At 58.1% G+C, this 26692-nt stretch carries 20 protein-coding genes and 1 tRNA gene; 6 read left to right on the top strand and 15 right to left on the bottom strand.

Annotated features, from left to right (window positions below; translation table 11 throughout):
• Positions 1-13: 13 nt before the first annotated feature.
• Positions 14-451, bottom strand: a complete 438-nt coding sequence (locus AAE029_RS17800) for a DUF4174 domain-containing protein (RefSeq protein ID WP_371074206.1) — start codon at positions 449-451, stop codon at positions 14-16.
• A 117-nt stretch (positions 452-568) separates the two neighbouring features.
• Positions 569-645: transfer RNA gene (locus tag AAE029_RS17795), tRNA-His, on the bottom strand.
• A gap of 201 nt (positions 646-846) precedes the next feature.
• Here AAE029_RS17795 and AAE029_RS17790 point away from each other — a divergent pair.
• Positions 847-2163: a nucleotide sugar dehydrogenase gene (locus AAE029_RS17790; protein ID WP_371074452.1), complete on the top strand. Its 1317-nt coding sequence runs from the start codon at positions 847-849 to the stop codon at positions 2161-2163.
• Between the two features lie 120 nt (positions 2164-2283).
• Here the strand turns inward: AAE029_RS17790 and AAE029_RS17785 are convergent, their stop codons facing one another.
• Positions 2284-2733 carry a phasin gene (locus AAE029_RS17785; protein WP_371074205.1) on the bottom strand — a complete coding sequence of 150 codons (450 nt, stop codon included), beginning with the start codon at positions 2731-2733 and terminating at the stop codon, positions 2284-2286.
• Positions 2734-2953: 220 nt separating this feature from the next.
• Between AAE029_RS17785 and AAE029_RS17780 the strand changes: the two genes are divergently transcribed.
• Positions 2954-6733 (top strand): ATP-binding protein, encoded by a 3780-nt coding sequence (locus tag AAE029_RS17780; RefSeq protein ID WP_371074204.1) that lies wholly within the window; start codon positions 2954-2956, stop codon positions 6731-6733.
• Between the two features lie 60 nt (positions 6734-6793).
• On the opposite strand, the gene AAE029_RS17775 is transcribed toward AAE029_RS17780, so the two are convergent.
• Positions 6794-8737, bottom strand: a complete 1944-nt coding sequence (locus AAE029_RS17775; protein ID WP_371074203.1) for an acetoacetate--CoA ligase — start codon at positions 8735-8737, stop codon at positions 6794-6796.
• Between the two features lie 172 nt (positions 8738-8909).
• Here AAE029_RS17775 and AAE029_RS17770 point away from each other — a divergent pair, with 172 nt between their 5' ends.
• A complete protein-coding gene (locus AAE029_RS17770) occupies positions 8910-10802 on the top strand; it encodes an AsmA family protein (RefSeq protein WP_371074202.1) in 1893 nt (630 codons plus the stop codon).
• A gap of 36 nt (positions 10803-10838) precedes the next feature.
• Here AAE029_RS17770 and AAE029_RS17765 read toward each other — a convergent pair whose 3' ends face one another.
• The 5 genes from AAE029_RS17765 to AAE029_RS17745 form a co-directional block, all read right to left on the bottom strand.
• Positions 10839-11657: an ABC transporter permease gene (locus AAE029_RS17765; RefSeq protein WP_371074201.1), complete on the bottom strand. Its 819-nt coding sequence runs from the start codon at positions 11655-11657 to the stop codon at positions 10839-10841.
• Positions 11658-11660: 3 nt separating this feature from the next.
• Positions 11661-12572, bottom strand: coding sequence for an ABC transporter permease subunit (locus AAE029_RS17760; RefSeq protein WP_371074200.1), 912 nt, complete (start codon positions 12570-12572; stop codon positions 11661-11663).
• A 4-nt stretch (positions 12573-12576) separates the two neighbouring features.
• Positions 12577-13719 carry an ABC transporter ATP-binding protein gene (locus AAE029_RS17755; protein WP_371074199.1) on the bottom strand — a complete coding sequence of 381 codons (1143 nt, stop codon included), beginning with the start codon at positions 13717-13719 and terminating at the stop codon, positions 12577-12579.
• Between the two features lie 98 nt (positions 13720-13817).
• Positions 13818-14915, bottom strand: a complete 1098-nt coding sequence (locus AAE029_RS17750; RefSeq protein WP_371074198.1) for a polyamine ABC transporter substrate-binding protein — start codon at positions 14913-14915, stop codon at positions 13818-13820.
• 128 nt (positions 14916-15043) lie between these two features.
• Entirely contained in the window at positions 15044-16459 is a 1416-nt protein-coding gene (locus tag AAE029_RS17745) for a short-chain fatty acyl-CoA regulator family protein (protein ID WP_371074197.1), read from the bottom strand.
• A 197-nt stretch (positions 16460-16656) separates the two neighbouring features.
• On the opposite strand from AAE029_RS17745, the gene aceA reads away from it, so the two are divergent.
• The 3 genes from aceA (at position 16657) to AAE029_RS17730 (ending at position 19452) form a co-directional block, all read left to right on the top strand.
• A complete protein-coding gene (gene aceA / locus AAE029_RS17740) occupies positions 16657-17946 on the top strand; it encodes an isocitrate lyase (RefSeq protein WP_371074196.1) in 1290 nt (429 codons plus the stop codon).
• 28 nt (positions 17947-17974) lie between these two features.
• Complete coding sequence (locus tag AAE029_RS17735) at positions 17975-18211, top strand: hypothetical protein (protein ID WP_371074195.1); 237 nt, start codon at positions 17975-17977, stop codon at positions 18209-18211.
• A 134-nt stretch (positions 18212-18345) separates the two neighbouring features.
• On the top strand, positions 18346-19452 hold the full coding sequence (locus tag AAE029_RS17730) for a helix-turn-helix transcriptional regulator (protein WP_371074194.1): 1107 nt from the start codon (positions 18346-18348) through the stop codon (positions 19450-19452).
• A 43-nt stretch (positions 19453-19495) separates the two neighbouring features.
• Here AAE029_RS17730 and AAE029_RS17725 read toward each other — a convergent pair whose 3' ends face one another.
• The 6 genes from AAE029_RS17725 to AAE029_RS17700 form a co-directional block, all read right to left on the bottom strand.
• A complete protein-coding gene (locus tag AAE029_RS17725; RefSeq protein WP_371074193.1) occupies positions 19496-20266 on the bottom strand; it encodes an indole-3-glycerol-phosphate synthase TrpC in 771 nt (256 codons plus the stop codon).
• 123 nt (positions 20267-20389) lie between these two features.
• Positions 20390-21262, bottom strand: coding sequence for a LysR family transcriptional regulator (locus AAE029_RS17720; RefSeq protein WP_371074192.1), 873 nt, complete (start codon positions 21260-21262; stop codon positions 20390-20392).
• Between the two features lie 68 nt (positions 21263-21330).
• Positions 21331-21459: a hypothetical protein gene (locus AAE029_RS17715; protein WP_371074191.1), complete on the bottom strand. Its 129-nt coding sequence runs from the start codon at positions 21457-21459 to the stop codon at positions 21331-21333.
• 113 nt (positions 21460-21572) lie between these two features.
• Positions 21573-23420, bottom strand: coding sequence for a methyl-accepting chemotaxis protein (locus AAE029_RS17710; protein WP_371074190.1), 1848 nt, complete (start codon positions 23418-23420; stop codon positions 21573-21575).
• A gap of 268 nt (positions 23421-23688) precedes the next feature.
• Positions 23689-26220, bottom strand: coding sequence for a methyl-accepting chemotaxis protein (locus tag AAE029_RS17705; RefSeq protein ID WP_371074189.1), 2532 nt, complete (start codon positions 26218-26220; stop codon positions 23689-23691).
• A 317-nt stretch (positions 26221-26537) separates the two neighbouring features.
• A complete protein-coding gene (locus AAE029_RS17700; protein ID WP_371074188.1) occupies positions 26538-26681 on the bottom strand; it encodes a hypothetical protein in 144 nt (47 codons plus the stop codon).
• Positions 26682-26692: the final 11 nt, after the last annotated feature.

The raw sequence follows: 26692 nt of genomic DNA, 5'->3' as shown, positions 1-26692 counted from the left end.
AATATCGGGAAGCTCAGACATCCGGCTTCAGCGCTTCTGCGGCGCGAACCGGCATACTGTCGATAAGCGCGAAGAGCTCGCCGGCGGCAATGGGCTCGCTAACACGCAGTTTGACCGTCCCGTCCTTTCCGAGGAGAACCGCAGCGAACTCGCCGACTTCCGGTCCCTCTAGATCCTTGCGGATCTCATCGGCGTTCAGATTCTCACCCGCGCCGAAAAGCGCGCTGATTTCATCGCCTCTGACCCGCAGAACGACCATATCGCGTTCGCCAAGTGCCGAACGGTCGCTTAGCAGCTGATTTTCCTGCCGCGCAGCGCGGGCATTATCTGCATCCGAAAAGACCGCAAAGACGCGATTCTTCCACTGAAATTGCTCAAGGCTCGCCGCTGGGGCATAGGCTGCGTTCGTCTCGTCCACTTTGGTCGCACCATAAAGAAGCGATTTGGTCATGAGGCAATCTCCCGTCAATGGCCAAACGGCTTCGCAACGGCGCAGGTTCCATTGAAATGTGCCGTTTGATCTGGCGAAAGCTTCGCCTGAGCCCGTGTTATTTATGAAGGAGAGAAATGGTACGGTTGGGTGGTCTCGAACCACCGACCTCAGGTGCCACAAACCTGCGCTCTAACCAACTGAGCTACAACCGCACGAACCGCGCTTGACGCGACGGGGGTCACATACGGGGACTTCAGATTTTTTTCAAGTCCCAATCCCTGCAATATACAAAAAGGCTGGGGCTACAGTCCAGTCTTAGCCTTCTCGGCGCGTAAGCCGGGACAACTCAACGCGATGCGATTTTGCGTTTCATCCGCAACCGGCACCTTCACAAGTCGCGGCTCGACATCTACATGCTGATATCAAAATTTTGGTGGTTGAGGTTTCTTGTGAGCAAGATAGCAGTAATCGGCTTGGGTTATGTCGGATTACCTGTTGCCATCGCGTTAGCGGAGAAGTTTCCCGACATCATTGGCTTCGATATCAAGGAATCTCGTGTTGCCGCACTTGAGGCCGGGCATGACGAGACGCTGGAAGTTTCAGCAGACCGACTTCAGCAAACAACTCTCAGATTTTCGAGCAACACACAGGATCTGACGGATCGCGATTTTTTCATCGTTGCTGTACCGACGCCAATCGATGACAAGCATCAACCCGATTTGAAACCTCTTATCTCAGCGTCGCAGACAGTGGGCGGAGTGCTGAAAAGAGGGGCTATCGTTGTTTACGAGTCAACGGTCTTCCCCGGCGTAACGGAGGAAATTTGCGGTCCAGTTCTTGCGGAAGCCTCAGGTCTTAGACAAGGCGAAGACTTTCACCTTGGCTACTCGCCCGAGCGAATCAATCCCGGCGACTCTGAACATACATTCGAAAACATCATCAAGGTTGTTGCGGGTGACACCCCAGAGGTTTTGGACGAGATCGCCGCCATATACGGCGCCGTTGTGAAGGCTGGGATTTACAGGGCACCGAGCATCAAGGTCGCCGAAGCAGCCAAGGTCATTGAAAATACCCAGCGCGACGTGAACATCGCGCTGATGAATGAACTTTCCATCATTTTTGAACGGATGAACATCCGGACGGCCGATGTCCTGGCTGCCGCCAGGACGAAGTGGAACTTCTTGTCTTTCACGCCGGGTCTCGTCGGCGGGCACTGCATTGGCGTCGATCCATATTATCTGACAGCGAAGGCTGAAGCACTTGGCTACCACCCAGAGGTCATTCTGTCCGGGCGGCGAATTAATGATGGAATGGGAAGCTTTATTGGCCAGAAACTCGTCAAAATGCTCGTTGCCGCGGGCAAATCCTTAGATACCGCCAGGGTTGGAATATTCGGCCTGACTTTTAAGGAAAATGTGCCGGACCTGCGCAACAGCCGGGTACCGGATGTTATCCGTGAATTGCAGCAATTCGGTATTGATCCATTGGTTCATGATCCAATGGCCTCTCCGATTGAGGCACAGAAGGAATACGGCGTCAGGCTTGTCCCACTCGATGAATTCGATGCGCTCGATGCAGTCGTCCTCGCTGTCCCACACAAGCATTACCTGATCGACGATGCAGGTTTCATCCTCGGCCTGCTAAAGGACCCAGGTGTCGTGATCGATGTGAAATCAGTGCTGAAAGCCTCCGACTCCCGACTGCAGGACCATCTGGTCTGGGGTCTGTGACCTTCAATTCCACTGGAGTGGGATGAGAGAAACCGTGCGATTTTCCGCCCGCATCCCTAGGGGCCAAAAAACAAAGGCCGGGCAAGTACCCGGCCTCCATCTTGCAATGGGTAATTGACGTTAGGCTGCCTTGAAGGAGGCCATGGCCTTTTCGGCGGCGTCCTTTGCGGGCTTTGCCAGCGTCTCGACAACCTTGCGGGACGTTTCCTGCATGGACTTTGCCTGTTCGACAGTCAGCTCGGCCTGCTTGCGGAAGAAGGTCGTCTGAAGCTCGAAGAGTTCGGCGACGGACTTGACGCCCAACAGCGCTTCCATGTGGGAAAGCGAGTTTTCAGCGTTGGTGCGAAGGGCATCGATCGCCTTGAGGCCGATTTCCACCGAACCGGCCTGGGCGTTCTGCACGGTGGCTTCGACCGTCTTGCCTGCCTCTTCAGTTGCGACCTTCAATTTGGCATAGGCGTCCTTCGACTGCTGTACGCCCTTTTCCGTGAACTCGCGGAAGGTTTCAGTGAATTTGGCCGGGTCGAAAGAGGCCATTGAAAAAACGTCGTCTGTCTTTATGGTAGCCATGTCAGCACTCCTTAGGGGGCGGGCTCTTCACCGGCGCCGGTTCATTGGATGATGCTTATATAGGGCAATTTATTGTGCATTGCAACATGTTTTGTGCGATGCACAAGATTAACCTTCCGAAGCAAAAGCGCCGGGCTCGTTCTGGACCTGCTGTCAACGCCCCGTTATTAATAAAATGTTAAATCGTTGAGAGACCTTATCCCGAACGACAGGTTGGAAAATGCCCGCGATCCAGTATCCGTTTATCGATATCGCCGTGCATGCGCGTGTCCGGGAGCGCTTCGCACGCGGCGAGGCCATGGTGCTCTTTTCGGCGGACATGGAACGCGTGCTCTGGGCAAACGGTGCGGGCGCGGAGCTTTTCGGCCATGACGCGATTTATGATTTTCTCGATCAAGGCGTAAATCGTAGCGATGTTTCCTTCCGGCAGATTGAGACGGCTGCACGCCAGCTCGCTTCCGCCAGCGACGGCCGCCGGACCTTTCTGATCCGCATCACCTCCGGCTTCCAACGGGTGACAGTACAGGCGTCCGTCGAAATCATTCGTGTGCATCCCGGCGTGGACGCGATTCTTTTCTCGGCGCCGGTTTCCAGCAAGCCGCTTGCCATCGAAAAATGCGCCGCGCGCATGCTGCAAGGCTTTGATGATCCCGATATCCATATGGCTGTCATCGGCGCCGACGGGGAAATCCTCGCTTCCTCGGCGCGCTTCGCCTCCCTCGAGATGACGCAGCAGACCGCTAAGATGCTGGTGACCATGGCGACCGCTCATCCGGACAGATTGGTGAAGCGACCGGTCTCGACCGGAAAGGGCTATCTGCCCGCCGCCGTCGGCAAGCTTTCGGAGGACCTCAATCTCCTCTTTGCGGTGGAAACGGTTGTCGATCATCCCGATTCCGTGGAAGATTTTGAGGAGGACGAAGAGGTAATCGCACCCGCCGCGCCGTTGATCCCGCCTCAAGATATCGACCGCGAGCGGTCCGGAATGACCGTCGCTCCCGTGCCGGATTATTCTCTGGTCATCGATGCCATGACCGGGATCGAGGAGGTCGAGGAGGCCCCGGATGAGCTCGTCGAGGAGGCGGGCGACCCGGAACCGACCGACAGCCAGCAGCATGCCGGTTACGAGGATCAATCCTTCAGGCATGATCCTCCGCAGGGCGTTACTCCGTCCGATGAAGCGTCAGTCACCGCTACTGAAGCAGAGCCGCCGGCGCCTGCCGTCGGGGACCAGGAAAGTAAGCTGGACGTCGACATCCATGAAGAAGACGGTGTAAGTGCGGAAACATCGATTTCCGCCGACGCGGAAGTCGCCGAAAATCCGCAGGAAACGGCCATTCCGGAAAAAGCTGAAGCTGCGAGGAACGGGTTGTCCGAAGTAACTCCTTCGGAAGCGATCGCCGCGATATCGGATAAACCGGTGGAGCAGGTTCCCGGGACAGACAGCGACTTCGTGTTCCGGCCGACGGGCCGGGCAACACGCTTCGTCTGGAAAATCGACGCTCAGGGATGCTTCAGTGAAGTCTCCCATGAATTTGCCGAGGCTGTCGGTCCGCACGCCACGAAAGTGATCGGCGTCGCCTTCGCCGATATCGCCACACGCTTCAATCTGGATCCGGAAGGCAAGATCGCGGAGCTGCTGGCAAAGCGCGACACATGGTCGGGCAAGACCATCCACTGGCCGGTGGAAGGGACCACCCTCATGGTGCCCGTCGATCTGGCCGCCCTGCCGACCTATACGCGATCACGCGAATTCGATGGTTTCCGGGGTTTTGGTGTCGTGCGGCTGGCGGATGCGACGGAAGACCCCCTGCGGCTCGGGCTGACACTCGGCGCACCTAAGCCGAAGGATGAGACGGCATCGGAAGCGGTTGTCGACAAAGCCGAAATCGCCATCGGATCTGAACCCGAACCTGCGCCTTATGTGGAAGAAGAGGCGCCGACGACGGATAAGCACGAGGTGCCGTCGCAGGAGACGTCTTCCGCGGAGACAGAAGCCGAGCCTGCGGATATTGCAGCTGACGACGTTGCGGATGCGCCCTTCGACGACCGTCCACCGCTGCGCTTTGCAGAAACGCCCAACCGACGCCTTTCCGACAAGATCATTCAGCTCCATGAACGTCGCCTCAGCCTTGGAGAGGGTCTCTCTGCATCCGAACAGGCGGCATTTCAGGAAATCGCCAAACGGCTCGCACCTTTCGGGCAGAGAAATGAAGAGCCGGATGTCGTTGCTGCGGAGCCGATCTCCCAGGACCAGTTGGAGAACCTCACCGCCGGCGAAACCACGCCCGATGTGACGGAAGTTGCGGTATCCGATCATACGCCGGACGTGGAAGCGGAGCCCGTTGTGGAAAATCAAGCCCCGGATGCAGACGGCGAAGAGGGCGAACCGAGCACCAAAGAACCGGAAGCGGTCAGCGAACCAGAAGAGCATTTCAATCCCCTGGAAGTCCTGACGACCGCCATTCCTCCGCGCGTTAAAATGACGAACGGGCTATCGCCTGAGGTTATCGACCAGTTGCCGGTCGCTATCGTGATCCATACCGGTGACGCACTCATTCACGCCAATGCCGAGTTCCTGCGCATAACCGGCTATCGCTCGCTGGATGCGCTGGCGGAAGTCGGCGGGCTCGATGCACTGTTGCAACGGCACGACCTCGAGGATAAGACCGATCATCCCGGCACGACGATGATGGTGGTCCGGGCCGACGACAGCCTGCTGCCGGTGACCGCACGGTTGCAGTCGATCCGATGGGAAGAGACGAATGCCCTGATGCTGGCGTTGATGCCTGTCGATAGCCGCCGCACAGTCGCGACCTCCGAGCATGAAAGCCTGCCTGCCGCACAGCGCGGCGACCGCATGATCGAAAAGGTTGCCAAACTGCAAGTGGAAGTGGAGGAGCTCCAATCCATCCTGGAAACCGCGACAGATGGCGTGGTCATCATCGGTTCGGAAGGCGACATCCGCTCGATGAACCGCTCCGCGAGCGCCCTTTTTAACTATGACGAGAGCGAAACGCGCGGCAAACCCTTCGTCATGCTTTTTGCCCATGAAAGCCAGAAGGCTGTGCTCGATTATCTGAACGGACTTTCCGGACATGGTGTTGCCAGCGTGCTGAATGACGGCCGCGAAGTGATCGGCCGCGAAGCCTCCGGTGGTTTCGTGCCGCTCTTTATGACGATGGGCCGGCTGACTTCCTCGAATGGCTATTGCGCTGTCATCCGCGACATCACACAGTGGAAGCGGACTGAGGAAGAGTTGCGCAATGCCAAGCGGTCCGCGGAAACTGCAAATGCGCACAAGACCGACTTTCTTGCGCGCGTCAGCCACGAAATCCGCACCCCGCTCAATGCCATCATCGGCTTTTCCGACATCATGGCGAGCGAGCGCTTTGGACCGATCGGGCATTCACGCTACATCGAATATGCCAACGACATCGGCCGCTCCGGACGCCACGTGCTCGATATCGTCAACGATCTGCTGGATATTTCCAAGATCGAAGCCGGCGAGATGGATCTGGAATTCTCCTCCGTCGGGCTCAATGAGGCGATTTCGGAAGCGGTCTCCCTCGTTCAGCCGCAGGCAAACGGTCAACGCGTCATCATTCGCACGGCGCTGTCGCAATCGGTTCCCAATGTCGTTGCCGACCTGCGTTCCATCAAGCAGATCGCACTGAATATCCTGTCCAACGCCATCCGCTTCACGCCCTCTGGCGGACAGATCGTCGTGTCGACCTCCTATGAGGCGAATGGAAGCGTCGTCCTGCGTGTCCGCGACACCGGCATCGGCATGACGCGCACGGAGCTGGAGCAGGCGATGAAGCCCTTCCGGCAGGTTGCAACGCACACCCATCATCGCGGGGACGGTACCGGTCTCGGCCTGCCGCTCACAAAAGCGATGGTGGATGCGAACAGAGCGGTTTTCGCCATCCATTCAGCACCGAATGAAGGAACGCTGGTGGAGATCACCTTCCCCTCCCAGCGCGTGCTGGCAGATTGATCCGATAGAGGCTAACAACAGTGCAATCTCAAGAAGGCTTCCGTTGAAGCCTTCTTGCTGTCAGCTCTGAAGTTCTTCCAGGTCTGCAAAGAGTTCGAGCGCCTCGGGATTGGCCAGCGCCTCCTTGTTCTTGACGGGCCGCCCATGCACCACCTCGCGAACCGCGAGCTCAACGATCTTGCCGGACTTCGTTCGGGGAATATCGGTGACAGCGATGATCTTGGCAGGGACATGACGCGGGGATGCGCCGGTGCGAATGCGGGCCTTGATCGCCTTCAGGAGATCCTCGCTCAGTGTCGCGCCAGGTGCGAGACGGACGAAAAGGATGACCCGCACATCGTTGTCCCAGTCCTGTCCGATGCAGATTGCCTCCGCCACTTCGGGCATCTGTTCGACCTGGTTATAGATTTCCGCCGTGCCGATACGCACGCCGCCGGGATTGAGCGTCGCATCGGACCGGCCGTGGATGATGAGGCCGCCATGCTCCGTCCATTCCGCGAAATCGCCATGGCACCAGACATTCTCGAAACGTTCGAAGTAGGCGGCGCGATATTTGGCACCATCCGGGTCGTTCCAGAACATGACGGGCATGGAAGGGAAGGCCTTGGTGCAAACCAGTTCGCCCTTTTCACCGCGGATCGGTTTGCCGTCATCGTCCCAAACGTCCATGGCAAGCGCAAGACCCGGTCCCTGGATCTCACCGCGCCAAACCGGTTGCAGCGGATTGCCGAGCACAAAACATGAGACGATATCCGTTCCCCCTGAGATAGAAGCCAGTTGGACGTCGCTTTTGATCCCTTCGTAAACGAAGGAAAAGCCTTCCGGAGAAAGCGGCGAGCCGGTGGAGGTCATCAGCCTCAGGCTCGAAAGGTCGTGGGTCGCAATCGGCGTCAGGCCGCTCTTGCGCACCGCGTCGATATATTTCGCCGAGGTGCCGAAAACGGCAAATTTTTCTGCCTGGGCATAGTCGAACAGCACATTGCCATCGGGGGCGAAGGGCGAGCCGTCATAGAGGCAGAGCGTCACCCCGGAAGCAAGCCCGCTGACCAGCCAATTCCACATCATCCAGCCGCAGGTGGTGAAATAGAAGAGCTTTTCTCCGGGTCTTACTCCGCAATGCAGGCGGTGCTCCTTCAAATGCTGCAGCAACGTGCCGCCGGCGGAATGTACGATGCATTTCGGTACACCCGTGGTTCCCGAGGAAAACAGGATATAAAGAGGATGCGAAAACGACAGAGGCGTATATTCGACGGGCCTTGCGGCATAGGGGGCGATGAAATTCGCAAGTGCCTTTGCTCCCTCTGACGCGACTTGCCCATTTCCGGCATAGGGAACGATCACGGAGGGTACGCCGAGGTGCCGGGCAATCGCACCGACCTTTTCCGTCACATCCTGCAGCTTGCCGCCATACCAGTAACCATCGCAAGCAATGAAGAGCTTGGGAGCAATCTGTCCGAAGCGGTCGAGCGCTCCCTGCTCACCGAAATCAGGCGAACAGGACGACCAGATGGCCCCGATCGATGCGGCGGCAAGCATGCAGGCGATTGTTTCCGGCATATTGGGCATCATGGCGGCGATGCGATCGCCCTCACCGATGCCAAGGGTCCTATAGGCCTGTTGCAACTGCGACACCAGCGCGGAAAGTCGATCCCAGGACCAGCGATCCTTTACTTTGTCCTCCCCCCAGAAGACGATGGCATCGCCGGTCCCGCCGCGCGACAGCAGATTCTCCGCAAAGTTCAGCGTGGCATCCGGAAAGAACCGGGCCGCAAGCATGTTATCGCCGTCAACAAGGATGCGCTCTCCCCGGCTGCCTTTGACGCCGCAAAAATCCCACAAAGCGGTCCAGAATTCCTCCCGATGTGCGATCGACCAGGAATGAAGGTCTCCGAAACCGGAAAGGGAGAGGTTGAAGTCGCGGTTGCATTCTTGCATGAAGAGATACATCGGACTGTTTCGGATCGACGTGTCCGTGGGTGTCCAGAGCGGTTCCTTATCCTGCATTCGTTCCTCCACTGTTTTTCCGGCTTGGCCTGTATATCATGCTGCAATGCATTATAAAGCAGAACCAATAGCACGCTGATCGGCTCGCGCATTTGCATCTGCGCGGCATTTCCTATATCCGGCAAGTCGCGGGAAAAATGCTGCGCAATCGGAAGAAACATCGACGGAAATCATGAGAGCGTCACGCAACAGAAGATGGCGGCGGGCATTACGGGACGTCTCTCGTTGGCTTCCGCCCACCGCACGTATTTCCGCTTATATCGTGGCGACCGCCGTTGCCATTTTCGTGGCCTTCCGCGTCGCGGCTCCCTTCCTGATTTCGACGGGGCTGGTACGCTCCGGCATCGAGGATGTGCTATCAAAATGGACCGGATATCAGGCCAATATCGAAGGTACTCCCACCCTCGAGTTCTGGCCGACTCCACGCATAACGCTCAATCAGGTTACCATCCGCCGGCCTTCGCCAAATGGCGATACGGTGCTTGGCCAAGTCGATAGTCTTTCGGCCGATTTCAGCCTTGTCGCCGCCTTGCGGGGACAGGCCGTTTTTCACGAATTTCATTTCATCCGTCCGAACCTCCATCTGATACGCGACGACAAGGGGCTGATCGACTGGACCAATCAGGGGCAGTTGGCCAAGGCCATTGGCGAAGCCCGGGCCGCCGGACCGGGAGAAACGCTGAATACAAAACTTGATGCGGAGATCGGCTCCCTTACCGTCGAAGACGGCATGCTCGATCTGACTGACCAGGCAAGCGGGAATGTCTACAGGCTCGACGGCATTACCGCCGATATCACCTGGCCACGGCTTTCGCAGGCACTCAGTGCGGTTGTGATCGCCCGTCTCAACCAGCAGGATCTGAAACTCGACTTCGCATCGGCTCAACCACTGCTCCTGTTTGCCGGCAAGAATGCCGACGTCAAGGCGACGCTAACGTCGAAACTGATTAATTCAAGCTTCACGGGAAATGCGAACATTTCGAACGTGTCCACGATGTCCGGCCGGCTGGAGCTCAACGCCCCCGATGTACCAGCCCTGCTGGCGTGGAGTGGCAAGCATCTGCCGGTCGCACGCGATCTGAAGAATGTTTCGCTGGATGCGGATGTGATCACCGCAGACTATGGTCTGCGCTTCAACGACCTCAATTTCACTCTCAATGACGCAAGTGCTACCGGCTACATGGATTTGAGTTACACCGCTTCCGGCAAGCCGAAGGTAGGAGGAACACTGGCTTTTGACCGGATGAACCTCAGCCCGGTCTGGGCAGCTTTCTCGCTGCGCCTTGCGGCAGACGAGAAAACGCCGCAGGTTTCGCAAGGCGATCTACTGCAACGGTTGGAGCTGGATTTGCGGTTTTCGGCCAAGCAGGCCGATTTCACACCGTTTCACCTCGACGACGTGGCGGCCAGCGTTCTTGTTTCAGCCGGCCAGGCAAAATTCGATATCAGCGACAGCCAGTTCGAAGGTGGAGATCTCAATGCCCGTCTCCAGGTCACCGACAGAGACTTTGATGCCGGCGGGAAATTGCAGGTTTCCATTCAAAATGCCGATTTCGCGCGCTTGATCGATCAACTGAAACTGCAGGGTCCGCTGCCGCTCACCAACGCGGGTTCCCTCGAACTGTCGCTCAGCACGTCCAAGCCGATATGGGCGGCAGGTGCCGGCGACGTAACCGGCAGTGTCCGGTTTTCCGCCGGACCCGGCTCATTGCGGAATTTCGATCTAACTGCACTGCGTACGCTTGCGACCCAGAAGGATTTTTTCCCCTTGAGTGAGGCGGGGAGCCGGCCCTTCGATTTCGACAGCATCGCTGTTGATGCACGTGTGGCGAACGGCTCGGCCGAAGTCCGCACGGCGCGCGTCCAGGGCCGTGATGAGACGATGGTGCTTTCGGGCGTCATTCCTTACCGAACGAACGGACTGGCTCTTTCGGGCGCGCTCGAAGCAACGGACGATTCCAGGGCCGACGAACTGCCGCTTCTGCCCTTCTTCATCGGCGGCTCCTGGCCTGATCCAGTCATATCCTCGCTTTCGGGAATCCTGCAGAAGCCCGCGGCGCAGTAAGCCCACTCGCCTTTTCAGTGCAGAGCGGGGATTATTTTAAGCGTTAGCCGCGGCGGCCCGTTCGTCCCTTTCACGCTGCAATTCCTGGCGATTGGTAATGATCGATGCGCATATGACACCGATCGTGACGATCGCGATCAGAATTGTCGATACGGCGTTGATTTCAGGCGTCACGCCGAGACGCACCTGACTGTAGATTTTCATCGGCAGTGTGGTCGCGCCCGGACCTGAGGTAAAGCTCGTAATCACAAGATCATCGAGCGACAGGGTGAAGGCCAGAATCCAGCCGGAAAAAACCGCCGGCGCAATGATCGGCAGCGTCACCTCGAAGAAGGTGCGAACCGGCGGAGCGCCGAGATCCATCGCCGCCTCTTCGATTGAGCGATCGAAACTCAGGAGCCGCGAGCGCACCACAACCGCGACGAAGCACATGGTGAAGGTTATGTGGGCCAGCGTGATCGTCCAGAATCCGCGGTCAATGCCCATCGCCACGAATAGAAGCAGCATCGACAGGCCGGTGATGACCTCCGGCATGACGAGCGGCGCGTAAATCATCCCGGAAAACAGCATACGGCCACGAAAACGCGTGTACCGCACCAGCGTTAGCGCCGCCATCGTGCCGAGGACGGTGGCAACCGTCGCCGAGAGGAGAGCGACCCGGATCGTCACCCAGGCTGCGTCGAGCAGGGCCTGGTTTTGCAGGAGCTGAACATACCAATGGGTCGAGAAGCCGCCCCAGACCGTTACAAGCTTCGATTGATTGAAGGAATAGATGACGAGAAGAACGATCGGCAAATAGAGGAAAGCGAAGCCGAGGGTGATGGAAACAATATTGAAGCGCGTCCATTTCAGCATGGCTTATTTCCCTTCGCCATCGGCTTTGGCCTGCACGTTCTGGAAATACACGATCGGGATGACGAGGATCAGGAGCAGAATGATCGCCACCGCCGAGGACACCGGCCAATCACGGTTTGAATTGAATTCGTTCCACAGCGTCTTACCGATCATGAGCGTTTGCGACCCGCCGAGCAGGTCCGGAATGACGAACTCGCCAACGGCCGGAATGAAAACCAGCATGCAGCCGGCAACGACCCCTGGGAGAGACAGGGGAAATGTCACACGCCAAAAGGCCTTGATCGGCGTGCAGCCGAGATCCTGGGCGGCCTCGATCAAAGAACCGTCCATTTTCTCGAGCGACGAATAGAGCGGCAGCACCATGAACGGCAGGTAGGAATAGACGATGCCGATGTAGACGGCCGTCGTGGTGTTGAGGATGACCAAGGGCTCATGAATGACGCCGATGGAAAGCAGAAGCTGATTGAGCAATCCTTCGGGTTTCAGGATCGCGATCCATGCGTAAACGCGGATTAGAAAGCTCGTCCAGAACGGAAGTATGACCAGCATCAGCAGCGTCGGACGGATGCTGCGCGGGGCTTGCGCCATACCGTAGGCGATCGGATAGGCGACGAGCAGGGTCAGAAAGGTCGAGATGGCCGCGATGACGACACTGGATACATAGGCGTTGAAATAAAGCGGGTCATCGATGAGATAGCTGTAATTGTCGAAGGAGAGCTCTCCAAGCTTGCTCCATAGGCCAGACCAGCCGTCGGCAAAGGAAAAGAGGGGCGTGTAGGGCGGCATGGCGATCGCCGTCGTCGACAGCGAGATCCGGAAGACGATGAAGAATGGTATGAGAAAGAAAAGCAGCAACCACGCATAGGGGACGATGATCACGATACGCTGGTAGAGGAAGGAGCCGAGGGATCGCATGGTCTCAGTCCTTCAAGAGAACGCCGGCATTTTCGTCGAAGGAAACCCAAACTTCTTCGTCGTAGGTGAATGGATCTTCAACCGCGCGAACGGCGTTCAAAGACGACGCCTTTACCACCTGTCCGCTTTTCAGCTTTACGTGAAAGATGGTCATATCGCCAAGATAGCCGATATCCCAGAGCTCGCCCTGAGCTGCGTTAGCGGACGGATCGGCCGGCGCGCGACGTGTAACCCGCAGCTTTTCCGGGCGGATGGCAAAACCGGCGCGACTTCCGACCGCCGGCGCCTCGGCCGTCGCAACACGCAGTGTAAAACCGCTATCCACGGCGATTTCGACGGCATCTGGCTTCATGGCGGCGACGTTGCCGTCCAGAATATTCACGTCGCCAATGAAATCGGCGACGAAACGGCAGTTCGGCGCCTCATAGATTTCGGCGGGTGTGGCAACCTGCACCACCTTCCCATGGCTCATGACGGCAATGCGGTCGGCCATGGTCATCGCCTCTTCCTGGTCATGGGTGACAACCACGAAGGTAAGGCCGAGGTTCTGTTGAAGGTCCATCAATTCAAACTGCGTCTCCTCGCGCAGCTTCTTGTCGAGCGCACCGAGCGGCTCATCGAGCAGAAGCACCTTGGGGCGCTTGGCAAGTGAGCGCGCGAGCGCCACGCGCTGTCTTTGGCCGCCGGAAAGCTGGTTGGGCTTGCGGGACGCAAATTGCTCCAGCTTCACCAGTTTCAGCATTTGGGCGACACGGTCCGCCATCTCGTCCTTCGGCATGCCGTCCTGCTTGAGGCCGAAGGCGATGTTTTTCTCCACCGTCATATGCGGGAAGAGCGCGTAGGATTGAAACATCATGTTCACCGGGCGCCTGTAGGGCGGGGTGCCTGCAAGATCCTGGCCGTCGAGGACAATTTCTCCCGCGGTCGGCTGCTCGAAACCGGCCAGCATGCGCAACAAGGTGGATTTGCCGCAACCGGAAGCGCCGAGAAGCGCAAAGAACTCGCGATGATAAATGTCCAGCGAAAGATCGTTCACGGCGGTGAAATCACCGAACTTCTTGGTCACGCTCTTGAAAGAAATGAATGGCTTGGCAGTCGCGTCCGCCCAAGGCGCAAAGGAACGCCGGATATTGCCGAGAGACTTCATCACTGATCCCCGAAAGAAGCAATCTTCGCCGATGCTTTCCCGATCACCGGCTCCCGTCAAGGAAAAGCCCGAACCGAAGTCCGGGCTTAGCTGTCGTCTTATTGACCTGTGACCACTTTGGTCCAAAGTCGTGTCGCTATTCGCTGCGTCTTCGGATCCCAGGGCTTTACGCTGTAAAGCTTCTTCATCACATCCTCGGTTGGATAAATGGACGGATCGTCAAGCACTTCCTTGTCGACGAACTGCTGCGATGCCTTGTTGCCGTTCGCGTAGAAGACGGAGTTGCTGGCCTTGGCGATGACCTCGGGCTTCATGAGATAATTGAGAAACTGGTGCGCCTCCTCGACATGCGGTGCATCGGCGGGGATAGCCATCATGTCGAACCACATCTGCGCACCCTGAGGCGGGATCGAATACTTGATTTCCACACCGTTATTGGCTTCCTCTGCGCGGTCGCGTGCCTGAAGGAGGTCGCCGGAATATCCAAAGGCGACGCAGATATCGCCGTTGGCGAGCGCGTTGATGTATTCGGAGGAATGGAACTTTCGGACATAGGGCCGAATGGAGGTCAGCAGATCTTCCGCCTTCTTGAAGTCCTCCTGCGATGTCGAATTTGGGTCGAGGCCCAAATAGGTGAGCGCAGAAGGAATAACATCCTTGGGAGCGTCCAGGACGTAGATACCGCAATCCTTGAATTTCGCGGCCACCTTGGGATCGAAGATTATCTCCAAGCCGGGGCTGGCATCGGTCCCGAGGATTTCTTTCAGCTTGGCGACATTATAACCGATGCCGTTCGTGCCCCACATATAATCGACCGCATACTGGTTGCCGGGATCGTACTGCGCAGTACGTTCCTGAACCAAGTCCCACATGTTGGAAATGTTCGGCAATTTGGACTTGTCGAGCTTCTGGAAAACACCCGCCTGGATCTGACGCTGCAGGAAGTCCGCTGTCGGAACGACGACGTCATAACCCGTGCCACCGGCGAGAAGCTTGGTCTCCAGCGTCTCGTTGGAGTCGAAAGTATCGTAGACAACCTTGATCCCGGTTTCCTTGGTGAAATCGGCAAGAATGGAATCGTCGATATAATCCGACCAGTTATAAACATTGACCACGCGTTCCTGCGCCGATGCCGAAACGGCAAACGAGACGGCGGCCAGAGCCGTGACCGCAAAGCGAGCAATAAGGGGTTTCATCTTATCTCCTGTTCCGTCTCAAGCCGTGCGACGCTTGAGAACATTCCCGCTGTTTTTTTCTTGCAGACTAGAAAGGATTTTCGGTACCGACAAGGAAAAAAATCCTGATGCCGACAGGTTTTACACGTTCATTGAAAATCAAATTCGCTCAGTCCTGCGGGCGCTTCGCCGAGCCCCAGGGGCCGGGTGACAGGCGGCTCCGCCCGGGCTAGACAGCCCTGCCTTTCGCACAGGCGACAGGAGGCGCCGATGCCGACAGGCAAACGGCCGGCAACGGCCGCGCCATAGACGATATCGTCGCGAAAGCCGATATCGCAGCCGAGCAGCAAAGCCTTCCGGCGCACTCTCTCACCGAAACCTGCCATGGGTCCTTCGATCGTACGGGACAGGATGATAAAACTGTCGCCGTCGGGCATTTCCACCGCGTCGACGAGAACCTGCCCGGGCTCGGCGAAGGCCGTATGAATATTCAATTTAGGGCAGCCGCCGCCAAAGCGTATCTGCGGAAACCCTTCAGCGCCGGCTTTCCTCAGCCTGTTTCCGGCAGCATCAATTTCCATCACGAAGAACGGTATGCCGGCGCTGCCCGGCCGTTGCAGCGCGACGAGCCTGCTTGCCACCCGCTCGAAGGAGGAGGAAAAGCGCGATCGCAAGACATCGATATCGTAATGCGTGCGCTGAGCGGCCGCCAGGAAGACGCCATAGGGCATGACCAGCGCATGGGCGGCATAGCGCGCCAGCTCGAAGCGGGCGATGCGCTTTGCCTCGGGAGTCGTCAGAACCAGCGCCTCCAGTTCCGCGGCGATTTCGTCTCGAAATGCGAGGAGAGCGATTTCCACCGCCATTTCGTGAAGCTGATCGGCAGCCGAAAGCCTCTCGGAGAGAAAAAGCCGCATGGAGTGACGATCGAAGCGGCGACGCAGGGTTGGCATCGCATGAACCGGCAATATGCGCATCGCAATCCCGTGTTCGCTCCGCAGCCAGGCTTTCAGCGCGGTCGCCAATTCGTCGCCGGGCGACAGTTTTTCGATGAAGCTTTCGGCGGCATCCTCAAGGCGGGAGAAGAAATTCGGCCGTCCCTCGAATTTCTCCCGGACCTCGTCCATAGGGAGCCTCGCGCCTGAAAGGAGGGGCGCCCGCCCTTCCCTCACCAGAAGCTCGGTCAGGTCCTTCAGCCGGGCCGCCTGCTCGCGATAGGCACTGTAGAGCTTGACCATGGCGCGCGCGGCGTTCGGCACTGCCTCCGTCATTTCAAGCAGTTCCTGGTCTCCGGATATTTCGCCAGCGAGCAGCGGATCGGCGAAAATCTCACGCAAGCGGCCGACATTGCCGAGCGACTCTTCCTGCAGTTCATCCGGATCAATCCTGTAGACGGAGGAAAGCTTGAGCAGAAGCTGCACCGTCAGCGGACGCTGGTTGCGTTCAATCAGATTAAGGTAGGAAGGCGAGATGGCGAGCGCCTCGGCCATTGTCGTCTGCGTCAGGCCGAGGGTCCTTCTTATGTGCCGGATACGCGGCCCAGCAAATATTTTGCGCTCCACCATCTGTCATTCCTTTTACAAACGTGATCGAGCTGGTGCTTTTACATCTTTTACAAATTTACACAGCAGCCTCGTAAAACTCAATACATGCTAACCCTTTTATATCCGCGAGACCTGAGCTTTCCCTAGCCTCTGCGCATTCAGTTTTGTAAATTCAGTCACAGCAATATTCCTGCTCCACTTAGTGAGGAACGAGCCGAATGACAGATTTTTACAAACTGATACCGACTGCTCCCGCCGGACGTTTTGACGGCATCGAACGTCCCTATACAGCCGAGGACGTGAAGCGGCTGCGCGGATCGGTGGAACTGCGCCATTCGCTTGCGGAAATGGGTGCAAATCGGCTCTGGGAGCTCGTTCACCAAGAGGATTTCGTCAACGCGCTCGGAGCCCTCTCCGGCAATCAGGCGATGCAGATGGTTCGTGCCGGCCTGAAAGCCATCTATCTCTCCGGCTGGCAGGTCGCGGCCGACGCCAACACGGCGTCTGCGATGTATCCGGATCAATCGCTCTATCCGGCCAATGCCGGCCCCGAGCTTGCCAGGCGCATCAACCGCACGCTGCAGCGCGCCGACCAGATCGAGACGGCGGAGGGCGGTGGCCTTTCGGTCGAAACCTGGTTTGCGCCGATCGTTGCCGACGCCGAAGCAGGTTTCGGCGGCCCGCTCAATGCCTTCGAGATCATGAAGGCCTATATCGAGGCGGGTGCGGCCGGCGTTCACTTCGAGGATCAGCTTGCTTCGGAGAAGAAGTGCGGCCATCTCGGTGGCAAGGTACTGATCTCGACCGCTGCTCATATCCGCAATCTCAACGCCGCGCGGCTTGCTGCCGATGTCATGGGCGTGCCGACACTCGTCGTCGCCCGCACCGATGCGGAGGCCGCAAAGCTGCTGACCTCCGACATCGACGAGCGTGACCAGCCTTTCGTCGATTATGATGCAGGGCGCACGGTTGAGGGCTTCTATCGGGTCCGAAATGGTCTGGAGCCCTGCATTGCCCGCGCCATCGCCTATGCGCCGCATTGCGATCTCATCTGGTGCGAAACGTCGAAGCCGGATCTGCAGCAGGCGCGCAGGTTTGCAGAGGGTGTGCGCAAGGCCTATCCCGGCAAGCTGCTCGCCTATAATTGCTCGCCCTCCTTCAACTGGAAGAAAAATCTGGACGACGCGACCATCGCCAAGTTCCAGCGGGAGCTCGGCGCCATGGGCTACAAGTTCCAGTTCATCACGCTCGCCGGCTTCCACCAGCTGAACTACGGCATGTTCGAACTGGCACGCGGCTACCGGAGCCGGCAGATGGCGGCCTATTCCGAGCTGCAGGAAGCCGAATTCGCCGCCGAAGCCAATGGCTACACGGCAACGCGGCATCAGCGGGAGGTCGGCACCGGCTATTTCGATGCGGTCTCGCTTGCCATTACCGGCGGCCTGTCCTCGACGACAGCCATGACTGAATCCACCGAGCATACCCAATTCAAACCGGCTGCGGAGTAGTGCCGGAATCCATGAGAGGAGAACGACCATGACATCCATCGTCAGAGTCAAGGAACGCACGGAAGAGCAGGCAACCAGCATGAACGCGGATCAGCAGACAATGGTCCGCATGCTCGCCAACGATCTTCACCGGCTCAACCAGTCGGTCATGAAGGCTGTCGAGGCCGGTGTCTCCGTGGAGCTCATTCGCTCTGCCCGACACCACGGCGGCGACGGTAACTGGGGTGATCTGCTGGTGCCGGTGATTGTAACCCACACGCGTTGATCGCGTCCTGCGCTATTGATCGGGCGGGCAACCGCCCGATCAGAGGCAAAGTTTCGCGCAGCCCGAGCGACAAAGTGTCAGCCAAATGATATAGTTCTACTCCTGCGGTCATTATGGCCCAGGGGGCGCAGGGCATGTCGGCAATTTCATCCGATGAACAGTTCGAACCGCTGAAGGATCTGATCTATAGCGCATTGTTCGGCGAAACCACCTGGCAGCATTTTCTCGATGCGCTCACCGCCACGATGCCGAACGGAAAATCGACGCTTTTCTTTCATGATTCTGTTGCGCAGGCAGGCGGCCTCTCCTTGACGTCCGGCTTTGAACCCGAGGATGTCGAAAACTACAACCAATACTATTACAGGCTTAATCCCTGGATGCCGCGTGCGGCTGTACGCCCGATCGGAGTTGGTGTCATCGCCGAGCAGATGCTTGATCGGAAGGCTCTTACCAAGACCGAGTTCTATCAGGATTTCATCCGAGGCATCGGCTGCGAAAACAGCGTCGGCGTCACGGTCATGCGCGAGCAGGCCCGCTCCTTCAATCTGGCGGTCCTCACATCCTCAAACGACCTGGAATTCAACCGCGTCAATGCGGAGCTTCTATCCGACCTGGCGCCGCATTTGAGGCGCGCCTTCAATTTTCTGCGTGAGGATAGGAACGCGTCGCAGAGCTGCGAAATGGGCAGCGCCCTGTTCGACGCGATCGGCGTCGGTCTGGTCTACCTTACCGAGGAGCAGAAGATCCGTTCGATGAATGCGGCCGCTCAGCAATTGCTTCCTGTGCTGACCGACGTCACGATCACGCAGACGAACCGCCTGATATTTCGCAACGAGACTATCAATGCGGCCCTGGCAGCACTGACATCGCGGACAGCGCCGAGGACCTCAGGCTTGCTGACCGAGATCGTCAAAGGCATAAAGGGCGCTTTCAAATGCACGCTCGTCAGGCTGCAGTCGGATCTGATCCTGGATTTCATCGAGGGACCGACCGTGGCCCTCATTATCGAGCCCATGAGCGGATGCGTGTCCCCACAGCAGGAGCATAATCTCGCACAGCGATATCGGCTTACGGCCGCCGAGATCCGGGTCGCCTCCGGTATCGCCGCGGGGCTTTCCCTGCGCGAAATCGCCATCGCCAACGAAGTCAGCTACGAAACGGCTCGCTCCCAATTGAAGAGCGCCTATGGCAAACTCGGCGTCAACAGCCAGGTCGGTCTCGTGCGGCTGCTGATTTCCTGAGACGATCTTGGTGCGCCTTGCAAGACACACGGCGCCATCGCATTCAGCCGGCCAGATGACCCTGAATTACCCTTTCCATTGCGATTGCGGCATCGCGCGGAAGTGCACGGCTCTCGTTCATCACAATCGCGCCGATATCGGACTGCGCTAGACGCAGGCAGCCCATGTGGTTGTAGTTCGCTCCCCTGCTCACGACGAAGAAGCGGCTTGGCGCGTCCTTGGTCAGGCGCTCCGAAACCGCGAGGTCCACTTGATTGATGCATAGCAGGCGCGCGCCCAGCTGCACGGCACGAGCCAGGCCCTGCTGATTGCTTATTTCGACAATAATTTCCATTGCAAGGTCACGGGCTTCCCGCTCGAGGAGTTGTGCAACGGGATCAGCGACAGCATCCACGTTGAGGCAAATGCAATCAGCGCCCCAACTACGCGCCTGGTAAATCTGATAGGGATCAAGCATGAGATCACCGCACAAGACGGGGAGCCTGGTCGCCCCTCTCGCCAACTGCAGTTGCCACAGGTCACGCTCGCTCGTTGCACAATCCGAGATGATTGCAAGGCCGGCCGCCCCGCCTAATTCATAGGCCCTTGCCAGTTCCGTGGGGTCGAACAGCGATATCGCTATATCGGGTTTACCGATCTCACCGATCACCGCAAACCCGTCTTTGTCTTGTTTTGACTGCAAGCGCGCAAGAAATTCCAGGGGAGCAGGGTAGTCGCTGACGCGCTCCTTCAATTCATCACCGCTTATGCGTGCTTTCGCATCGGCGATGCGTTTGGACCAGAATGCCTTAGCCTCATTGAGACCTGTCATCATCGAGATGCCCGCCCTCTAACCAATCCACCGAGCTTTGATCTATCGCCCGCAGGATTATCGCTGTCTTACAAGAGGCTGCCATTTGGTTACGGCCATAACAAACGGCAGGAGCAGGAAACGGATTCAACTCGGATTCGGGCGCTTTCCGGCAAATAGATCGGCATAGCTTTTCAGGAGCTTTGTCATGCGGTCGAGCACCGTCCTGATTTCGCGTCGGTGCCGATCCTCGTTGTTCGTCACGATCCATTGCTGGTGACGGAGGCTGGCAATCTCCTCTCCTGCGCACTCCAGCCGCGGCTCGATATCACCCACAAAGCAAGGCAGCACCGCAACGCCCCCACCGGCGAGGACGAGGTCACGCAGGGAGCGGGGCCGATTGACGGTCAGCGCCATCTGATTGCGACGGTTTTCGTATGGCCAGCGCAGATAAGCTGATATCGCCTCGTCCTCGCTCACGGCGATCCATCGCTCTTCGCCGGCCGGTCTTGAATTGCGGGCTCGATATGCGGCATAGGCAACGTCGCCTGTCTTGACTGAAGCGAGATTGGTTTCTTCCGGTTCGAAAGCGCGAATGCCGATATCGCTTTCGCGATGGGCCAGAAGTGCCCGGCGTTCGGCAAGAAAGAGATCCAGGCGGAAGTCGTCACGCTCGGAGCAGATTGCCGGCATGTTCTGGCTGAGCAGCCAGCCGACCCATGTTCCCGTGGCGATGCGCACGATCGCCGAACCGGATGCGCCCCGCTGCCATGCATCGATCCTGCGGGCTGCCGCCTCCATTTCAAGCAGTTGATCAAACAGGGCTTGCCCGTCTCTGGTGAGGCGGTAGCCGGTCTGGCTGCGCAGAAAGAGCGGACGTCCGATCTGTTGCTCGAGGTCGAGCATGCGTCGACCGACGGTCGCCGGGCTGGGGCCGCTCATTGATGCTGCGGCTGACAGCCCGCCGCCGCGCGCAACCGCCATGAACAGTTGATAAAGATCCCAATCTGCGCTTTTCATTTCTGAAAAAGGTAGCGCGATTTTCAGCGTTTATAAATACGATTTTGATGTGTAGTTGGAGAGATGTCTCAAAAAAAGGACATCCCATGTTTGATCAGCTCATGTTTCTCCAGCTCATGCAATTGCAGCACCATATCGCCCAGAGCCGCTGGCAAAAAAGTGACGATGCCTTCTACGAGGATTTCGGCGAACCGCATCTCGCGTTACTCTACCGCTCAGCTTTGAATCGCCTGCTCGCGTGGGGGCGCCTCCGACGGGGCGCAGCGAAGCTTCTTCAACGAAGCAGCGAAGATTGCTGCTCGCGCTGTGATCAGGCTGCAGCACTTGCCCGTCGGACATAGGAATTCGATGACGCCTGCAATCGGAACTGCGCTACCAGAGTCATCAGGGCATCCGCATCGCTCGCGAGCCGGCGGCTTGCCTCCGTCGTCTGCTCCACCATCGAGGCGTTCTTCTGCGTCATCTGATCCATGGCATTCACGGATCCGTTGATCTCCTGCAGGGCCGCCGACTGGTCGTGGCTTGCCGTTGCGATGGTTTCGACGTGCTTGCTGACAGCGGTGATCTCATTGCTGATCGATGCAAGCACGCTGCCGGTTTCGCGAACCAGCTCGGATCCGGCGGTCACCTCGGCGGTCGAGCGATTGATGAGGTCCTTGATCTCGCGGGCGGCTTCGGCGGAGCGCTGCGCCAGTTCGCGCACCTCCTGGGCCACGACCGCGAAGCCCTTGCCCGCCTCACCAGCGCGGGCAGCTTCGATGCCTGCATTCAGCGCCAACAGGTTGGTCTGGAAAGCGATGTCGTCGATCACCTCGATGATCTGCTCGATCTTCTGCGACGCCTCTTCGATACGGTTCATCGCGTCGACGGCCTTGCCGACAACCGTACCCGAATTGTCAGCCGTCTTCTTGGTGGCGGCAACCGCGTCATTGGCTTCACGGGCACGCCCGGCCGAAGATCGGACAGTGGCGGTGATCTCGTCTACGGCGGCTGCAGTCTCTTCCAGCGAGGCCGCCTGAGCCTCGGTGCGCTTCGACAGTTCGGCGGCCGAATTCAGCATCTCGCCGCTGTTGTCCTGGATCGAGCGGGCGTTCTCGCGAATGCGGCCGAGGCTATCCTGAAGGCGCAGGAGCGAACCGTTGAAGTCCGAGCGCAATTGCTCCAGCCGGCCGGCAAAGGGCGTATCGATGGTCTCCGAGAGATCGCCATGCGCCAGCCGTTTAAGACCCGCGCCCAGCTGACCGACCGCGAAGTTGATTTGGTCGTCGAGCGACTGCTTTTCGGCATCGTTGCGGGCGCGCTCTTCATCGGCTTCGAGACGCTGAGCGGCGCTGCGGGCCTCGATCTCCAGCTTGGCTTGCGCGTTGTCGCGAAACAGCGAGAGGGCGCGGGCGATGTCGCCGAATTCGTTCCGCTTTCCGGTATAGGGAATATCGCTTGAAAGATCCCCTGCGGCCATCCGGTTTACGGTTCCGGTCAGCACCCCGAGCGGTCTGATGGAGGCGCGGATCGCAAAGAAGCCAAGGAGACAGACAAGAAGCATGACGCTGATGCCTGCACCAATCACCATGACCTGAAGATGGGTCAGCCGCTCGAAATAGACCTCCATCGGAATGCCGATGAACAGAATGCCGGTATTGGCACCCGCTGCATTCTTGAGCGGGAAATAGCCGGTCATGTATTTGCGCCCGAAGAGATCCGCGGGACCGTAATAGGCGTCTCCCCTCGCAAGCACGGCTTGGGCAGGATGGTCGGGGGCGAGCTTGGTCCCCGTGGCACGGTCGCCATTTTCCTTTTTGAGGTTTGTCGACATGCGGACGTAATCATTGCCCTGCTTCTCGAAGACCGTGGCTACGCCTGCAATCGACAAGGCAGTCCGATCAACCAACGAATGATTGGCAAAAGTCGGAATCTTTTCTTCCGTTACAGCGGAAAGCACGTTGTCGCGGATCTCGAGCTTGGCGTCCTGATTTTCCGCCGTATAGAGAACCGCCATGCTGCGGCTTGCATCACGTGCATCGGAGACCGCGCTTTCCATCACATAGGCGCTGAGTTTGTAATAGGTTACGGCGACGATGGCTGCCGTGCTGATTACGAGCAGGGCGAGCGTAATCGCAACGATTTGGCGCACGATGGATCCCGAAAGAAAATGCCGCATATTTTTCCCTTAGCAAAGTCAGTTAATGCATACTAAAGAGAAAGCGTTAAGGAATATTTTCTTTCAAAAGGATCTCCTTAAATATATCAAGGATCCTGTTGTTCAGCCATGCTTTCCGAGACTTTGGCAAACTCGTTTTATTCATCGAGCGGATGTCTATATATAGCAACGGCTCCGGATGTCCGGAGCCGTCATCTATTTGATCCTGATACAAAAGCGGCCAGACCGCTGCGTCCAAGTCAATTCACTTGATGCGGGGTGCCTGCATCTATGCCGCCCGATAGAAGGACGTATCCTCGCCATCACCGTCGATCCTGAACTGCTGGATGAGCGCCAGGAGAGCATCGGCTTCGCCCGCGAGTTCACGGCTCGCAGCCGTGGTTTCCTCGACCATGGCTGCGTTCTTCTGGGTCATCTGGTCCATCTGGTTGACGCTGGCATTGACCTCCTGCAGCGCGCTCGACTGATCCTGGCTTGCGCGCGAAATCATCTCGACATGCTGGCTGATGGTGACGATCTGCTGGCTGATATGCGCGAGAACCGTACCCGCCTCCTGGACGAACTGAGAGCCGGAGGTCACTTCGCGGCTGGACTTGTTGATCAGCCCCTTGATCTCCTGGGCGGCAGCGGCGGAGCGCTGCGCCAGTTCGCGCACTTCCATGGCAACGACGGCAAAGCCCTTTCCGGCCTCACCGGCGCGTGCGGCCTCGATACCGGCATTGAGCGCCAGCAGGTTGGTCTGGAAGGCGATTTCATCGATCACGCCGATGATCTGCTCGATCTGACGGGAAGCTTCCTCGATGCGCCCCATCGCTTCGACCGCGTTGCTTACGACGGAGGAGGAGTCATCGGCACTGCGCTTGGCCTCGCGAACGATCACATCGGCATCCTTGGCACGTTCGGCGGACGAGCGAACCGTGACGGTGATCTGGTCGACGGCGGCGGCGGTCTCCTCGAGCGAGGCAGCCTGCTGCTCGGTGCGGCGTGACAGGTCTTCGGCGGACTGCGCCATCTGATTGCCGTTGCCCTGGATCATTTCCACGTTGCCGCGGATCTGTCGCATCGTCCCCTGCAGACGCGACATCGAGCTGTTGAAGTCCTGCCGCAGCCGCTCCAGCCGGCCTGTGAAAGGTGTTTCGATCGTGACGGAAATGTCACCCTGTGCGAGGCGATCGAGGCCTGCTGCCAGCTGATTGACGGCGAAATCGATCTGGCGATCGAGATCGCGCTTTTCCGCATCGTTGCGCTGACGTTCATGGTCTGCGGCGGTGCGCTCCTCCTCGCTCTCTTCTTCGATGCGGATCTTGGCGAGCGCATTTTCCTTGAAGACGCCCAAGGCACGGGCGATGTCTCCGATTTCATCGCGGCGCTGCTCGCCGGAAATCGAGGTCTCCAGAAGGCCGTCGGCAATACGGCGCATTGCACCGGTAATCTGACCGATCGGACGCTGCAGCGTGAGGACCAGCGCGATGCCGCCGATGATCGACAGGACGATGCCGATTGCGGTGGCGAGAACGGAGATGGAATTGGCCTGTACCCGCTCGGTGCCGGCCGTCTGCTTCTGCAGTTCGGCAAACTCGGTGAGCTTGGCCCAGATAGTGTCGAGTTCCTGCCGAGCGGATGCATAGGCGCTTACCCGCTGTTTGATCGCCTCAACGACTTTCGTGCCATCACTCAGCATCCGATCGATGGCCGGCTGGATGGTGTCGGCGATGCGCGGTGCGAAATCCATGCCGTTCGCGCTGGTGCGCATGATCGACAGGTTCTGATTCAGCCTGCGGACTTCCTGGGTCAGGCGGATCAGATTATTCTTGTCGGGCTTGGCCTTGAAGTCGGCGAGGACGAGCTGAAGCGTGTAGACGGCTTCCTCGACGCGTCGGCGATCCTCGATCACGGTGTTTGTCTGGATAACCCGAGCATCAAGAACGGCAAATGCCTGCGTGGCCTCGCGCATCTTCTGGATTGCCGCCTTTTCGGCCGCTTCGGAGATCTGACGGAAATCCGCCAGCACGCCGGCAATCTGGGCCATCGTAACATCTGACGGCTCCGGCGTTTCGGAAAGTGTCTTCAGATTTTTGACCCCGGAAACGAACGCGTCCTTGATGGTCTTCTGGGTGTTCGGAAGCAAGCTTGTCATCGTTCGCTGCGTTTTCACGATATCGGGCAGCTGCTGCTTGATGAGGCTCATCTTGTCGGCGACGGTGCCAGCCTTGTCATAGCCATCGGCAACCGCTGCCAAAAGATCTCCGCCCTTCAGGAGGCGATCTGCGGATCTCAGGCTCGACGTTGCAGCGCCCTGATCGGTGCGGACCGATTCCTGAAGCTGTTCTGTCTCGAAATCGAGATTGAACCGCCCGCCGATCAGAATCTTCTGCTGGTCATCAATGGATTTGTTGAGTGCGACTTCCTGCTCATGAAGCGTCCACAGCTTGCCCACGACATCGGAAATGTTCTTCGTGCGACTGGAAGCCTCGGAAAGGCTCTCGCGGCCGGCAGCATCGGTGCCGATCTGCGCCAGCGTGGCATCGAGAACGCCGTTCTGCGTCTTCAGATCGCCATAGAGCTTGTCCCTGGCTTCCTCGTTGGTCACCTGGAGAAAGTCGTCCATGGACGAGTAGAGATCCTTGAACCCGCTCAGCGACTGCAGCACGCTGTTGGAAATTTCCATCCGCCCCTGCAAGAGCCCTGAAGCATAAAGACCGGTGAGCCCGACAGCGGAAATGCTGACGACGAAAGGCGCCACAAAAATCAGCACCTTCGTCTTGATCTTGAAGCGGGACAGAATCTTGTCGATGAACATCGCAGTTATGGCCTTTCAGACACCACTCCTCCTCCGGCGTCCGATAGACCCAGACCGAGTGCATAATTCCTCAACCTATGATTTTCCAGATCGGGGCCTGACGTCAGGCGGCAGTCATTGCCAGTCGACCTGATTGTCAGGTCGCCCGATTATTCGACATGGATTCTGATGGGGATATCTTAATATTCAGATAAGCGATTGTAGCGGGAAATGAAGACTTCAAAGTCCGGCCAAACGCGTTCGAACAACGCAAGCTTGCAGGGATCAAGCGCGCCCGGAACCGAAATGGTTCACGGGCTCGAAACAAGCGTCGGCGATTAGACTGCGCGAAGAGCAAGGAAGGCGATGCAGGCAGCGGTCGCACCCGTCGCGAGCATCAGGAAACGGTACATCGCGACTTTTACATTCGACTGTGTTGCAGCAATTGCGATGGCGCGGGCGCGACGAGTATTCCTGTTCATCTGCTTTATCT

Source organism: Sinorhizobium sp. CB7 (assembly GCF_041357635.1).
In the GTDB taxonomy this organism is placed as follows: Bacteria; Pseudomonadota; Alphaproteobacteria; order Rhizobiales; family Rhizobiaceae; genus Rhizobium.
Note: the sequence above shows the minus strand (reverse complement) of the source record. Positions and strands in the feature narration are given on the sequence as shown.